Annotated in this window: 14 protein-coding genes; 11 read left to right on the top strand and 3 right to left on the bottom strand. The window is 60.5% G+C overall.

Annotated elements, in window-relative coordinates; genetic code table 11:
- Positions 1-23 precede the first annotated feature (23 nt).
- The 4 genes from alc (at position 24) to AAIS01_RS19290 (ending at position 4,317) form a co-directional block, all read left to right on the top strand.
- The gene (gene alc, locus AAIS01_RS19305) at positions 24-1,019 is read left to right on the top strand and encodes an allantoicase (protein ID WP_092400246.1); all 996 of its coding nucleotides are present in this window, start codon (positions 24-26) and stop codon (positions 1,017-1,019) included.
- 147 nt (positions 1,020-1,166) lie between these two features.
- Entirely contained in the window at positions 1,167-1,670 is a 504-nt protein-coding gene (locus tag AAIS01_RS19300) for an ureidoglycolate lyase (protein ID WP_343470267.1), read from the top strand.
- Positions 1,671-1,721: 51 nt separating this feature from the next.
- On the top strand, positions 1,722-3,023 hold the full coding sequence (locus AAIS01_RS19295; RefSeq protein WP_343470265.1) for a urate hydroxylase PuuD: 1,302 nt from the start codon (positions 1,722-1,724) through the stop codon (positions 3,021-3,023).
- Positions 3,024-3,531: 508 nt separating this feature from the next.
- Positions 3,532-4,317 (top strand): outer membrane protein OmpK, encoded by a 786-nt coding sequence (locus AAIS01_RS19290; RefSeq protein ID WP_343470263.1) that lies wholly within the window; start codon positions 3,532-3,534, stop codon positions 4,315-4,317.
- Between the two features lie 219 nt (positions 4,318-4,536).
- On the opposite strand, the gene AAIS01_RS19285 is transcribed toward AAIS01_RS19290, so the two are convergent.
- Both AAIS01_RS19285 and AAIS01_RS19280 read right to left on the bottom strand, forming a co-directional pair.
- Positions 4,537-5,691, bottom strand: a complete 1,155-nt coding sequence (locus tag AAIS01_RS19285) for a patatin-like phospholipase family protein (protein WP_343470262.1) — start codon at positions 5,689-5,691, stop codon at positions 4,537-4,539.
- Positions 5,692-5,723: 32 nt separating this feature from the next.
- On the bottom strand, positions 5,724-6,656 hold the full coding sequence (locus AAIS01_RS19280) for a lipid A biosynthesis lauroyl acyltransferase (protein WP_343470260.1): 933 nt from the start codon (positions 6,654-6,656) through the stop codon (positions 5,724-5,726).
- Between the two features lie 118 nt (positions 6,657-6,774).
- Between AAIS01_RS19280 and minC the strand changes: the two genes are divergently transcribed.
- From minC to AAIS01_RS19250, 6 genes are all read left to right on the top strand, one after another.
- A complete protein-coding gene (minC, locus tag AAIS01_RS19275) occupies positions 6,775-7,512 on the top strand; it encodes a septum site-determining protein MinC (RefSeq protein ID WP_092400256.1) in 738 nt (245 codons plus the stop codon).
- Positions 7,513-7,712: 200 nt separating this feature from the next.
- Entirely contained in the window at positions 7,713-8,525 is an 813-nt protein-coding gene (gene minD, locus AAIS01_RS19270) for a septum site-determining protein MinD (protein WP_042728954.1), read from the top strand.
- Positions 8,525-8,779: a cell division topological specificity factor MinE gene (gene minE / locus AAIS01_RS19265; RefSeq protein ID WP_003179111.1), complete on the top strand. Its 255-nt coding sequence runs from the start codon at positions 8,525-8,527 to the stop codon at positions 8,777-8,779. Before minD ends, minE begins: the two co-directional genes overlap by 1 nt.
- Positions 8,780-8,961: 182 nt before the next feature.
- Positions 8,962-9,597, top strand: a complete 636-nt coding sequence (locus AAIS01_RS19260) for an RluA family pseudouridine synthase (RefSeq protein WP_092400258.1) — start codon at positions 8,962-8,964, stop codon at positions 9,595-9,597.
- A 207-nt stretch (positions 9,598-9,804) separates the two neighbouring features.
- Positions 9,805-11,094: a M18 family aminopeptidase gene (locus AAIS01_RS19255; RefSeq protein ID WP_214913461.1), complete on the top strand. Its 1,290-nt coding sequence runs from the start codon at positions 9,805-9,807 to the stop codon at positions 11,092-11,094.
- A 262-nt stretch (positions 11,095-11,356) separates the two neighbouring features.
- Entirely contained in the window at positions 11,357-11,539 is a 183-nt protein-coding gene (locus AAIS01_RS19250; protein WP_047229644.1) for a hypothetical protein, read from the top strand.
- Between the two features lie 7 nt (positions 11,540-11,546).
- On the opposite strand, the gene AAIS01_RS19245 is transcribed toward AAIS01_RS19250, so the two are convergent.
- Complete coding sequence (locus AAIS01_RS19245; RefSeq protein ID WP_343470258.1) at positions 11,547-12,278, bottom strand: UTRA domain-containing protein; 732 nt, start codon at positions 12,276-12,278, stop codon at positions 11,547-11,549.
- Positions 12,279-12,627: 349 nt separating this feature from the next.
- On the opposite strand from AAIS01_RS19245, the gene AAIS01_RS19240 reads away from it, so the two are divergent.
- Positions 12,628-13,695 carry an ABC transporter substrate-binding protein gene (locus tag AAIS01_RS19240; RefSeq protein ID WP_343470257.1) on the top strand — a complete coding sequence of 356 codons (1,068 nt, stop codon included), beginning with the start codon at positions 12,628-12,630 and terminating at the stop codon, positions 13,693-13,695.
- Positions 13,696-13,776: the final 81 nt, after the last annotated feature.

Below are 13,776 nucleotides of genomic sequence, written 5' to 3'. Positions count from 1 at the left end.
CTTACTAAAGGCAGACAAGAAGAATGAAAGCTTACGCCGTACCCTTCGAGAAGTTCGTCAACCTGGCCGACGCCCGCCTGGGCACCAAGATCATTTCGGTCACCGATGACTGGTTCGCCGACGCCAACCGTCTGTTCCAGCCGACGCCGGCCGTATGGAAGGAGGGCGTGTTCGATGACAACGGCAAGTGGATGGACGGCTGGGAGTCGCGCCGCAAGCGCTTCGAAGGCTACGACAGCGCGGTGATCCGCCTGGGCGTGCCGGGTTCGATCAAGGGCGTGGACATCGACACTTCATTCTTCACCGGTAACTACCCGCCGTCGGCGTCCCTGGAAGCCTGTTTCCTGGCCTCGGGCGAACCAGACGAACATACCCAATGGACTGAAGTGCTGTCGGCCGTGGAACTGCAAGGCGACAGCCACCACTACCATGAAATCAGCAATGACCAGGCCTTCAGCCACCTGCGCTTCAACATCTACCCCGATGGCGGCGTGGCCCGCCTGCGGGTCTATGGCATTCCGTACCGCGACTGGTCGGCCGTGGGCGACAATGAACAGATCGACCTGGCCGCAGCCCTCAATGGCGGTCGCGCCCTGGCCTGTTCCGACGAACACTTCGGTCGCATGAGCAACATCCTCAACCCCGGTCGCGGAGTGAACATGGGCGATGGCTGGGAAACCGCCCGTCGTCGTACCCCGGGCAATGACTGGGTGATCGTCGCCCTGGGCCATGCCGGCGAGGTCGAGAAAGTCATCGTCGACACCTTGCACTTCAAGGGTAACTACCCGGACAGTTGCTCGATCCAGGGCGCGTTCGTCAAGGGCGGTACCGACAGCCAGATCGAAACCCAGTCGCTGTTCTGGCGCGAATTGCTGCCCAGCCAGAAGCTGGAAATGCACGCCGAACACACCTTCGCCGAGCAGATCAAAGCCTTGGGGCCGATCACCCACATTCGCCTCAATGTGTTCCCGGATGGTGGTGTGAGTCGCCTGCGGGTGCTCGGCAAGGTCGCGAAGTAAACACCGTACCTGTGGCGAGGGAGCTTGCTCCCGCTGGACTGCGCAGCAGTCCCATTTTGAGGGCCGCTTCGCGCCCCAGCGGGAGCAAGCTCCCTCGCCACAGAAGCTGAACAAACGACACAGAATTTTTTGGATAAGAAGACCAGCATGCGCACACTCAAGATCGAACCGTTGACCAAAGAAGCCTTCGCCCCGTTCGGTGACGTGATCGAAACCGACGGCAGCGATCACTTCATGATCAACAATGGTTCGACCATGCGCTTCCATCGCCTGGCGACGGTGGAAACCGCCGAGCCGGACGACAAGGCGATCATCAGCATCTTCCGCGCCGATGCGCTGGACATGCCGCTGACCGTGCGCATGCTGGAGCGCCATCCGCTGGGCAGCCAGGCGTTTATTCCGCTGCTCGGCAACCCCTTTCTGATCGTGGTCGCGCCACTTGGCGATGCACCTGTATCAGGTTTGGCCCGCGCCTTCGTCACCAACGGCAGGCAGGGCATCAATTACCATCGCGGCGTCTGGCACCACCCGGTGCTGACGATCGAAAAGCGGGATGACTTCCTGGTGGTTGATCGCAGTGGCACAGGCAATAACTGCGATGAGCATTTTTTCAAAGAGGATGAGTGTTTGATCCTCGCCCCCCACCAATAAGAGAAGGTCCGATCACGCGAAAACAAGCGTGACGGGCGAGAGGTAAAGACTGTGGAAGCACATATGCTGGAATGGCTGAACCTGAGCGTACGCTGGGTTCACATGATCACTGGCGTGGCCTGGATCGGCGCGTCGTTCTACTTCGTCTGGCTGGAAAACAACCTCAATCGCGTCAACCCCAAAAGCGGTCTGGCCGGTGATTTGTGGGCCATCCACGGTGGCGGCATCTACCACCTGGAAAAATACAAACTCGCGCCGCCGTCCATGCCAGACAACCTGCACTGGTTCAAATGGGAAGCCTACTTCACCTGGATGTCAGGCGTCGCCCTGCTGTGCCTGGTGTTCTATTGGAACCCGACCCTGTACCTGCTGGCACCGGGCAGCAGCCTGAGCGGGCCCGAAGGCGTCGCCCTGGGCATCGGCTCGTTGTTCGTCGGCTGGTTCGTGTATTCCTTTCTCTGCGACTCGGCCCTGGGCAAACGCCCTGCCCTGCTCGGCCTGATCCTGTTCGTGCTGTTGATCGCCGCGGCCTATGGGTTCAGCCAGGTGTTCAGCGGTCGCGGTGCCTACCTGCATGTCGGGGCGGTCATCGGGACGATCATGGTCGGCAACGTGTTCCGCATCATCATGCCGGCCCAACGCGCGCTGGTGGCGGCCATTGCCGAGAACCGCACGCCGGATCCGGCGCTACCGGCCAAGGGCCTGCTGCGCTCGCGCCACAACAACTACTTCACCCTGCCGGTGCTGTTCATCATGATCAGCAACCATTTCCCCAGCACTTACGGCAGCCAGTACAACTGGTTGATCCTGGCTGGGATCGCCGTGGCGGCGGTGTTGGTGCGGCACTATTTCAATACACGTCACGACAGCAACAAGTATGCCTGGACGCTGCCGGTCGGCGCGCTGGCGATGATCTGCCTGGCTTATGTCACGGGTCCAAAACCCATGGCCACAGCGCCGGAAGTGGCCAAGACCCCTGGCGTGATCGAGTACCAACCGTTGCCGGAAACGGCAGTGGGGGGCGGCGCGAAACCGGCAACGCCCGCGGCCGCACCGGCATCGACGCCGGCCCAGGCCGCCAACGCCCAAGGTCCTTCCTTCGAGAAGGTCCACAGCGTGATTCAGGAGCGCTGCTCGGTCTGTCATTCGGCCAAACCCACCAGCCCGTTGTTCAGCGCCGCGCCGGGCGGGGTGATGTTCGATACCCCGCAACAGATCCAGCAACAAGCCGCGCGCATCCAGGCCCAGGCCGTGGCGACGCAGATCATGCCCCTGGGCAATATCACCCAGATGACCCAACAGGAACGCGACCTGATCGGCGCGTGGATCACCCAGGGGGCGCGGACCAACTGAGTTCCGCCCACCTCAAACCTGGTATCACCCACTACACGTAATACCGCTGACAGGCAGACCGGCACACCACCGGTCGCCCGTCAACGACTGCCTGCGCCTCAACAATAAAAACAAGAGGAAAGCATCAGATGACCCAGCCCCGCCATCACGCCCCAAATTCGCCACGAATGCGCCGTTGCAGGGCACTTGAGCCCATGAATGCAGGGCCGTATCCTGCGCGGCCGTTTGAATCCGGTGCCGCGTACAACCAGCAGATCCTGACCGATACGCCAACTATTGCAGTGTTGGCAGATATCGGCTCCCGCTGAACACACTTTTTCGACCGCTTCAAACCCCTGAACCAGCCATTTTTCCGATTTACCCCGGTCTTGGCTCAGCTCTTGCTGTCAGCGCTTGTCACAAACAAAAAGCTGACCGAACGGATGTTTTTTTCCGTAGAAAAAAGCGCCACACCAGAGCGCTGATCTTAAAAAAAATGCAGTACCACTTACCTTTGGGAGCAAACCGAATGAAACATACGTGCACCAGCCTGATACTTGCGGGATCTTTGCTGACCGCTGGCCAAGCGATGGCCGACGACCTGTTCCAATGGCAGAACAACAGCCTGACCTATCTCTATGGCAAGGATTTCCAGGTCAACCCGCGCATCCAGCAAACCGTGACCTTCGAGCACGCCGATGCCTGGAAATACGGCGATAACTTCTTCTTCCTCGACCGGATCTTCTACAACGGCCAGGACGACAGCACTTCCGGCCCGAACACCTACTACGGTGAGTTCAGCCCACGCCTGTCGTTCGGCAAAATCTTCGACCAGAAGCTGGAACTGGGTCCGATCAAGGATGTGTTGCTGGCCATGACCTATGAGTTCGGTGAGGGTGACAACGAGTCTTACCTGATCGGTCCGGGCTTCGACCTGGCGATCCCCGGTTTCGATTACTTCCAGTTGAATTTCTACAACCGCCAGACCGAAGGTCCGCGCGCGGGCGACAACGTCTGGCAGATTACTCCAGCCTGGGCCTATACCCTCCCAGTGGGTTCATCGGACATCCTGATCGACGGCTTCATCGACTGGGTGGTGGACAACGACAGCAACTCCAAAGGCACTTACCACGCCAACCTGCACATCAACCCGCAAATCAAGTATGACTTGGGCAAGGCACTGAAGCTGGGCGCCAAACAGTTGTATGTGGGTGTGGAATACGATTACTGGAAGAACAAATACGGGATCAAAGACAGCGAAGGCTTCAAGACCGATCAGAGCAATACCAGCTTCTTGCTCAAGTATCACTTCTGATTGATTCACCTGAATTCTGGAAACACAAGGATCCAGGTGGGAGCGAGCTTGCTCGCGATGGAGGTGGGTCAGGCTAAATAGCTGTTGGATATGCCGCCGTCATCGCGAGCAGGCTCGCTCCCACAGTTTTTTCCGGGTGGCTGCAAGATTCACATCCACCCAAATCCCCTGTGGGAGCGAGCCTGCTCGCGATAGCGGTGGGACTGCTTGCATCAATCTTCAGGACAACCGCAAAAACCGGCTCAACGCCTCGCGCTGGGCCAACGCATCCTGGCGTCCCAGCTCGATCAGTTCACTGCAATAGCCCGCTTCGAACAGCAGATAACTCAGCACCCCGGCGCCGCTGGTCTTGGTTGCGCCCGGCCCGCGCAGGAACATGCGCAGCGCCCGGGGCAACTCCAGGCGATGGCGGGCGGCGATTTCGTCGATCGGCTGGCTTGGCGAAATCACCAACACGTCCACTGGCGCCGCCCCCAGCGCATGCGCTGGCACGTCATCGGGCAGCAAATGACTGAAACCGTTCAGGCGCTCCAACAACTCGATGTCGCTTTCCAGGCTGTCAATGAACGTACTGTTGAGCATGTGGCCACCGATCTGCGCCAGGGTCGGTTGCTGGCCGGTGTAACTGCGCTGCAACGGCTCTGACGAACCAAGGCCACGCGGATTGCCGCTAACCCCGATGACCAACACGCGATTGGCCCCCAGGTGCAGGGCCGGGCTGATGGGAGCCGATTGACGCACCGCGCCGTCGCCGAAATATTCCGGGCCGATCCTGACCGGCGCGAACAGCAGGGGGATCGCCGAACTGGCGAGCAGGTGCTCCACCGACAACAGGGCCGGTACGCCGATTCGCCGATGCCGCAACCAGGCGCCGATGGTGCCGCGGCCCTGATAGAAGGTCACGGCCTGGCCGGACTCATAGCCAAACGCAGTCACTGCCACGGCCCGCAGTTGCTGCTGCTCGATTGCCTGTTCGATACCGGAGGCGTGGAATTGAGACTGGAGCAGTTCACGCAACGGCGAACTGTCAATCAGCGCCACCGGTAACCGGGCGCCCAGGCCCAGCAGGCTGTGGCTGATGAAACGGCTCGCCTGGGCAATCACGCCCCACCAATCGCTGCGCATCACCTGATGGCTGCGCACCGCTTGCCAGAAGGCCGTCAGACGCTCGATGGCCGCTTTGAAGTCCATCGCCCCGCTGGCCAGGCTGACCGCGTTGATTGCCCCGGCGGAGGTGCCGACAATCACCGGAAACGGGTTATCCGCCCCGTCCGGCAACAATTCGGCAATCGCTGCCAATACCCCCACTTGATACGCTGCCCGCGCCCCGCCGCCGGAAAGAATCAAACCTGTCACCGGTTCAAGTGGGGTCATCGCAACGCTCCGTGTTCAATAAGTGGACAGGCTCAACCGCGTTTGTCATACAGCTTGGGCTCGCCCGGCGGACGGCTCTTGAAGCGCCGGTGAGCCCAGAGGTATTGCTCAGGACATTGGCTGACCGACTGCTCCACCCACCGATTGATACGGATGCAATCGGCCTCTTCGCTCTCCCCTGGAAAATCTTCCAGCGGCGCCTGGATCACCAAACGGTAACCACTGCCATCAGCCAGGCGTTCCTGGATGAATGGCACCACCCGTGCCTTGCCCAGGCGAGCGAACTTGCTGGTGGCCGTGACCGTCGCGGCCTGGATCCCGAACAGCGGCACGAAGACACTTTGCTTGGCGCCGTAGTCCTGGTCCGGTGCATACCAGATCGCCCGGCCGGCCCGCAGCAACTTGAGCATGCCACGCACGTCGTCACGTTCCACCGCCAGGGAATCAAGATTGTGTCGCTCGCGCCCGCGCCGCTGAATGTAGTCAAACAGCGGGTTCTTGTGCTCGCGGTACATGCCGTCGATGGTGTGCTGCTGGCCGAGCAACGCCGCGCCGATTTCCAGCGTGGTGAAGTGCAGCGCCATCAGAATCACGCCTTTGCCCTCGCGCTGGGCCTGCTTGAGATGCTCCAGCCCTTCGACATGGGCCAGCTTCGCCAGACGCGAGCGCGACCACCACCAACTCATGGCCATTTCGAAGAAGGCGATGCCGGTGGAGGCAAAATTTTCCTTGAGCAGGCGCTTGCGCTCGGCAGCGGACTTTTCAGGAAAACACAGTTCCAGATTGCGCTGGGCGATGCGCCGTCTGTCGCCGGCCACACGATACATCAGCGCACCCAATGCACGACCGGCGCGCAGCAACAGCGGATAGGGCAACTGAACAATCAGCCACAACAGCCCCAGACCGCACCACAGCAGCCAGAAACGTGGATGAAAAAATGCAGCTCGAAAACGCGGGCGATCCATTACAGCTTCCATAAAGACATGGGCCGCGCATTCTACATCGTTCGACCCGGCTTGCGGCCCGGGGACGATCTCGTTATAAGTCTCGGCACTTTTAGTGACAAGCCGTTGTACGCCGACCATGAGCCAAACCGAACCGCTAGACCAAGATCCCGTGTTCCAGCTGAAGGGCAGCATGCTCGCCATTACGGTGCTGGAGCTGGCCCGCAACGACCTGGAGAGCCTTGACCGGCAGTTGGCGGCCAAAGTCGCCCAGGCCCCGAATTTCTTCAGCAATGCCCCGTTGGTACTGGCCCTGGACAAACTCCCGGCCGGCGAAGGCGCCGTGGATCTGCCGGGCCTGATGCGGGTTTGCCGCCAGCACGGCCTGCGCACCCTGGCGATCCGGGCCAGCCGCATCGAAGACATCGCGGCTGCCATCGCGGTGGACATTCCGGTGCTGCCGCCTTCCGGCGCACGGGAACGGGTACTGGAACTGAGCCCGGCCGAAGCCAGGAAAAAGCCGGAAAAACCACCCGAACCGACCATCAAGCCGACTCGAGTCATCACCTCTCCGGTACGTGGCGGGCAACAGATTTATGCCCAGGGTGGCGATCTGGTCGTGGTGTCCTCGGTCAGCCCGGGTGCGGAACTTCTGGCCGATGGCAACATCCATGTATACGGCCCGATGCGCGGCCGTGCCCTGGCCGGTGTCAAGGGCGATACGAAAGCCAGGATTTTCTGTCAGCAGTTGAGCGCTGAACTGGTCTCCATCGCCGGGCAGTACAAGGTTTCCGAGGATCTGCGTCGCGACCCGCTGTGGGGGGCCGGTGTCCAGGTCAGCCTGTCGGGCGACGTGTTGAACATCATTCGGCTTTAACGGATACTGCCGCATTTTCCAAGCATCTCTAAAACGTAGCGAAAACGGCTTAAACGACGTAGGAAAAAGGATAAGGCAGTGTTTACCGGAGGTAGACCCCGTCCAACATCCGATTCCAGCCAAGCCTGTCCAATTGCAGCAGTTTCAAGAGATGTTTTTCAGGGGCTGACAAAGTCCTTTTTCCTTAGGGGTGAAACACCTTGGCCAAGATTCTCGTGGTTACATCCGGCAAGGGTGGTGTGGGTAAGACCACCACCAGCGCCGCTATCGGTACCGGCCTCGCTCTGCGCGGCCACAAAACAGTCATCGTCGATTTCGACGTCGGCCTGCGTAACCTGGACCTGATCATGGGTTGCGAGCGTCGCGTGGTCTATGACTTCGTCAACGTGGTCAACGGTGAAGCGAACCTGCAGCAAGCCCTGATCAAGGACAAGCGCCTTGAGAACCTGTACGTGCTGGCCGCCAGCCAGACCCGCGACAAAGACGCGCTGACCCAGGAAGGCGTGGAAAAAGTGCTGATGCAACTCAAGGAAGACTTTGAGTTCGTGGTGTGCGACTCCCCGGCCGGTATCGAGAAAGGTGCCCACCTGGCGATGTACTTCGCTGACGAAGCGATCGTCGTGACCAACCCGGAAGTCTCGTCGGTACGCGACTCCGACCGCATGCTGGGCCTGCTGGCGAGCAAATCCCGTCGCGCCGAGAACGGCGAAGAGCCGATCAAGGAGCACCTGCTGCTGACCCGCTACAACCCGCAACGCGTCAGTGATGGCGAAATGCTGGGCGTGGAAGACGTCAAGGAAATCCTCGCCGTTACCCTGCTGGGCGTGATTCCTGAATCCCAAGCGGTACTCAAGGCCTCCAACTCCGGTGTGCCGGTAATTCTCGACGACCAGAGCGATGCCGGTCAGGCGTACAGCGACGCGGTCGATCGCCTGCTGGGCAAAACCGTAGAGCATCGGTTCCTCGATGTCACGAAGAAAGGTTTCTTCGAGCGCCTGTTTGGAGGTAGGTAATGAATCTTTTTGACTTCTTTCGTGCCAACAAAAAGCCAAGTACCGCCTCGGTCGCGAAAGAGCGTCTACAGATCATCGTGGCGCACGAGCGCGGCCAGCGCAGTACCCCTGATTATCTGCCAGCCTTGCAGAAAGAACTGGTGGAAGTGATCCGCAAGTACGTCAACATCGGGTCTGATGATGTGCATGTGGCGCTGGAAAGCCAGGGCAGTTGCTCGATTCTGGAACTCAATATCACCCTGCCGGATCGCTGATCGAGCCTGCGGGAGCCACGGCGGCTCGGGTCCCCACAGCCCTTTTTGTGGGAGCGGGCTTGCTCGCGAAGACGGTGGCACATTCAATATCAATGTGCCTGAGACACCGCTTTCGCGAGCAAGCCCGCTCCCACAAGGGCCGGGCCCGAGCCGCCGTTGGCGTTTGTTACGAGACTGTTTGAATGCCCCTGTCCAACATCCGCATCATCCATCAGGACGCCGCCGTCCTGGTGGTCGACAAGCCGACCCTGCTGCTGTCCGTGCCCGGCCGGGCCGACGATAACAAAGACTGCCTGATCACCCGCCTGCAGGAAAACGGCTACCCGGAAGCGCGAATCGTGCACCGGCTGGACTGGGAAACCTCCGGCATCATCCTGCTGGCCCGAGACCCGGACACCCATCGCGAACTGTCTCGGCAGTTTCATGACAGGGAAACCGAAAAGGCCTACACAGCACTGTGCTGGGGCCAACCGGAGCTGGACAGCGGCAGCATCGACCTGCCCCTGCGCTACGACCCGCCGACCAAACCGCGCCACGTGGTGGATCATGAGCACGGCAAGCACGCCCTGACCTTCTGGCGCGTGCTGGAGCGTTGCGGCGACTGGTGCCGGGTCGAACTGACGCCGATCACCGGGCGCTCGCATCAGTTGCGCGTGCACATGCTGTCCATGGGTCATCCGCTGCTGGGCGACGGCCTCTACGCCCATCCCCAGGCCCTCGCTGCGTGGCCACGGCTGTGCCTGCACGCCAGCATGCTCAGCTTCACCCACCCGCAAAGCGGCGAACGCCTGCGCTTCGAGTGCCCGGCGCCGTTCTGAAAAATAGCGGCGCTTGCATCGCGAGCAGGCTCGCTCCCACATTGGATTGCAGGCGTACACAAAATTTGTGTTCACCCTGAGCCCCCTGTGGGAGCGAGCCTGCTCGCGATGGGGGCGGCACATTCAACGCAGATATCAATCACTGGCCACCCTCCCCATCGCCCCCCAATACGGTAAACTCCCGCGCATTGCTGTCTGGAGTTATTTATGCGCGCAGAGTTGAACCAGGGCCTGATCGACTTTCTCAAGGCCTCCCCCACCCCGTTCCATGCCACCGCCAGCCTTGCCCAACGCCTGGAGGCGGAAGGTTATCAGCGTCTTGACGAGCGCGAGACCTGGGCCACCGAGGCCAACGGCCGTTACTACGTCACGCGCAACGACTCTTCAATCATCGCCTTCAAGCTGGGCCGCAACTCACCGCTGCACGATGGCATCCGCCTGGTCGGCGCCCACACCGACAGCCCCTGCCTGCGGGTCAAGCCCCAGCCGGAGCTGCAACGCCACGGGTTCTGGCAACTGGGCGTGGAAGTCTATGGCGGCGCGTTGCTGGCGCCGTGGTTCGACCGCGATTTGTCCCTGGCCGGGCGCGTGACCTTCCGCCGCGATGGCAAAGTCGAAAGCCAGTTGATCGATTTCAAGGCACCGATCGCCACGATTCCGAACCTGGCCATCCACCTCAATCGCGAAGCCAACCAGGGCTGGGCGATCAATCCACAGAATGAGCTGCCACCGATCCTCGCCCAGTTCGCCGGTGACGAGCGCGTCGACTTCCGTGCCGTGCTCACCGATCAACTGGCCCGCGAGCACGGCCTGAACGCCGACGTGGTGCTCGATTACGAGCTGAGTTTCTACGACACCCAAAGCGCCGCGCTCATCGGCCTGCATGGCGATTTCATTGCCGGCGCGCGCCTGGACAACCTGCTGTCGTGCTACGCCGGCCTGCAAGCCTTGTTGAACGCCGACACCGAAGAGACCTGCGTGCTGGTGTGCAACGACCACGAGGAAGTCGGTTCTTGCTCGGCCTGTGGCGCCGACGGTCCGATGCTGGAACAAACCCTGCGTCGTTTGCTGCCTGAAGGTGAAGCGTTCGTACGGACGATTCAGAAATCCCTGCTGGTTTCCGCGGACAACGCTCACGGCGTGCACCCCAACTACGCCGACAAACACGACGCCAACCACGGCCCGAAACTCAACGCCGGGCCGGTGATCAAGGTCAACACCAACCAGCGCTACGCCACCAACAGCGAAACCGCCGGGTTCTTCCGTCACCTGTGCATGGCCGAGGAAGTACCGGTGCAGAGCTTCGTGGTGCGCAGTGACATGGGCTGCGGCTCGACCATCGGCCCGATCACCGCCAGTCAGTTGGGTGTACGCACAGTGGACATCGGCTTGCCGACGTTCGCCATGCACTCGATCCGCGAACTGTGCGGCAGTCACGACCTGGCGCATTTGGTGAAGGTGTTGAGCGCGTTTTATGCGAGTCGTGAGTTGCCTTAACTGCCGAACCTATTTGGGCCAGAGACATGCAGGCTCTTGTGGCGAGGGGATTTATCCCCGCTGGGTTGCGCAGCAACCCCTACGCCCTACCGGATAATCGCGGTGGTGGGTCGACTCTGGGGCTGCTTCGCAACCCAACGGGGATAAATCCCCTCGCCACAAGAGTGTTCGCCTCTGGATTGGGTGATGTGACCCACATCATCACACCCCGGCAAAACCCCAACTAAACTGACCTTATCGCCCCCCCGACAAGGCCGTCGCCATGATCCCGATGTCTGCATTCAACGCCATGCTGGTGCCCATCATCGCCGGCATGATCCTGCTGGCCATCGGCTTCAACTTTCGAGACAAGAACGTCGGAGTGTTTGCCATGTGGATCGGCATGTTGCTGATCCTCGCCACGGTGGTGTTCAGGATCCTGGCCAAGCTCAACGAGTCGATCTGAGCGCACCTCAGTCAGCCGCGGGTTGCTCCGGCACGTCCACCCCAACGTGAATCGCATCGTGTCGCCAGAACTCCAGGTCACAATCGATCAGCCGCTGACGCTGGTCATAGTTGACCCGGGCAATCCGCAAACCAGGGCTGCCGACCGAGACTTTCAACGCCGCCGCCGCTTCAGGCTGTAGCGAGGTCGGCACAATCTCGAACTTCACCCGGCCGTAGTGCAAGTCGTAATGACGGGCGTACAACTCGGTAATGGACTGATTGAGGTCGAATTCGAGGATGTCCGGGAAGTACTGCGGGTTCAGGTAGTGCTCGACATACAGCACCAGCCGCTCATCGATACGCCGCACGCGGCAGATCTGGATCACACTGGACAGCGCCGGCAACTGCAGCCAGGCACACACCGCCGCCGAAGCCGGTTGCAGGCGGGCCGAGATTACCTGAGTGGAAGGCACTCGCCCTTGGGCAGTCACCATCGCGTGGAAATGGCTGCGCTGCATCAGGTTATAGGCCAGGCGTGGCGGCGAGACAAACCAGCCACGGCGCTCCTCGCGATAGATCTGCCCCTGGGCTTCGAGCTGCAACAACGCTTCACGCACGGTGATGCGGGTAGTGCCAAACAATTCGCTGAGCTTGCGCTCGGCCGGCAACTTGCTGCCGGGCGCCAACAAGCCGTGGTCGAGCTGCTCCTGCAGGACTTGCCCGATGGTTGTCACCGCTTTGGTTGTCTCGATGCGCATCAACGTTACCTATCTGGACTAGACCAGCACTCTTTCGGGGCGAAATCGATGGAGCATCGATCCGTTTCTCATGCTTGCAAGCCTAGGCACTGCACATGACTGGTAGATGACAGAACCGCCGAACGGTTCATTGACTTACCTGCAAGTTAGCGGCCAAGTCCTTGCAGATCAGCCGGTTAACCATGGTCTACGCTTAGTTGGCAGCCACTTTGCCCCAGCCTGGCACGGGCCAACCTCCCCTGCACCGACATCAAAATGTCACAGGAGTCGCCTACATTGGCTCAGGTATTGCTGACCTAGACCAACACAACCGCAATCGCAGCGTTGAAAACGCCCATAGGAGCTTCGGATGAAACAGTTTTTCCTGGCATCACTGTTAGGCTCGACCATTGCCATGTGCACTGCTGCCATGGCCGCTGACACCGATTTGAAAACACTGGAAGCCGCTGCGAAAGCGGAAGGCACCGTGAACAGCGTCGGCATGCCCGATGACTGGGCGAACTGGAAAGCCACCTGGGCTGACCTGGCCAAACTCTATGGTTTGAAACACATCGACACCGACATGAGTTCGGCCCAGGAAATCGCCAAGTTCGCCGCCGAGAAAGACAACGCCAGCGCCGATATCGGTGACGTGGGCGCCGCTTTCGGCCCGATCGCGGTCAAGCAAGGCGTGGTTCAACCCTACAAGCCGAGCACCTGGGAACAGGTTCCGGACTGGGCCAAGGACAAAGACGGCAACTGGGCCCTGGCCTACACCGGCACCATTGCTTTCATCGTCAACAAGAAGCTGCTGCATGGCTCCGAAGTGCCGACTAAATGGGCCGACCTGAAAACCGGCAAATACAAAGTTTCCATTGGTGACGTGAGCACCGCCGCCCAAGCCGCCAACGGTGTGCTGGCCGCGGCCCTGGCCAATGGCGGCAACGAGAAAAACATTCAGCCGGCGCTGCTGATGTTCGCCGATATCGCCAAACAAGGGCGCCTGTCCATGGCCAACCCGACCATCGCCACCATGGAAAAGGGTGAAGTCGAAGTCGGCGTGGTCTGGGACTTCAACGGCCTGAGCTACAAGGCCAAGATGGCCAACCCGGATGATTACGTCGTACTGATTCCTTCCGACGGCTCGGTTATCTCCGGCTACACCACCATCATCAACAAATACGCCAAGCATCCGAACGCCGCCAAACTGGCTCGCGAGTACATCTTCAGCGATGCCGGCCAGATCAACCTGGCCAAGGGCAACGCCCGTCCGATTCGCGCCGAGCACCTGACCCTGCCTGAAGAGGTCAAGGCCAAGCTGCTGCCCAATGAGCAGTACAAAGGCGTGACCCCAATCAAGGATGCGGACGCGTGGGAAAAAACCTCCAAGGAACTGCCGCAGAAATGGCAGGAAGAAGTGATCATCAATATGGAGTGAGGCAATAGCTCCCGCTCGGAAATCCACTGAGGATCCCTTGTGGGAGCGGGCTTGCTCGCGAATGCGGACTGTCAGCCAACA

It is taken from the genome of Pseudomonas halotolerans (assembly GCF_039581215.1).
GTDB lineage: Bacteria > Pseudomonadota > Gammaproteobacteria > Pseudomonadales > Pseudomonadaceae > Aquipseudomonas > Aquipseudomonas tehranensis.
The sequence above is the reverse complement of the archived record's forward strand: the minus strand, read 5'-3'. Positions and strand labels throughout refer to the sequence as shown.

What these genes read in the sequence shown, in the direction of transcription:
- alc (WP_092400246.1), top strand. Translation starts at nt 24, where the DNA reads ATGAAAGCTTACGCCGTACCCTTCGAGAAGTTCGTCAACCTGGCCGAC.
- AAIS01_RS19300 (WP_343470267.1), top strand. Translation starts at nt 1,167, where the DNA reads ATGCGCACACTCAAGATCGAACCGTTGACCAAAGAAGCCTTCGCCCCG.
- AAIS01_RS19290 (WP_343470263.1), top strand. Translation starts at nt 3,532, where the DNA reads ATGAAACATACGTGCACCAGCCTGATACTTGCGGGATCTTTGCTGACC.
- AAIS01_RS19285 (WP_343470262.1), bottom strand. Translation starts at nt 5,691, where the DNA reads ATGACCCCACTTGAACCGGTGACAGGTTTGATTCTTTCCGGCGGCGGG.
- AAIS01_RS19280 (WP_343470260.1), bottom strand. Translation starts at nt 6,656, where the DNA reads ATGGATCGCCCGCGTTTTCGAGCTGCATTTTTTCATCCACGTTTCTGG.
- minC (WP_092400256.1), top strand. Translation starts at nt 6,775, where the DNA reads ATGAGCCAAACCGAACCGCTAGACCAAGATCCCGTGTTCCAGCTGAAG.
- minE (WP_003179111.1), top strand. Translation starts at nt 8,525, where the DNA reads ATGAATCTTTTTGACTTCTTTCGTGCCAACAAAAAGCCAAGTACCGCC.
- AAIS01_RS19260 (WP_092400258.1), top strand. Translation starts at nt 8,962, where the DNA reads ATGCCCCTGTCCAACATCCGCATCATCCATCAGGACGCCGCCGTCCTG.
- AAIS01_RS19255 (WP_214913461.1), top strand. Translation starts at nt 9,805, where the DNA reads ATGCGCGCAGAGTTGAACCAGGGCCTGATCGACTTTCTCAAGGCCTCC.
- AAIS01_RS19250 (WP_047229644.1), top strand. Translation starts at nt 11,357, where the DNA reads ATGATCCCGATGTCTGCATTCAACGCCATGCTGGTGCCCATCATCGCC.
- AAIS01_RS19245 (WP_343470258.1), bottom strand. Translation starts at nt 12,278, where the DNA reads ATGCGCATCGAGACAACCAAAGCGGTGACAACCATCGGGCAAGTCCTG.
- AAIS01_RS19240 (WP_343470257.1), top strand. Translation starts at nt 12,628, where the DNA reads ATGAAACAGTTTTTCCTGGCATCACTGTTAGGCTCGACCATTGCCATG.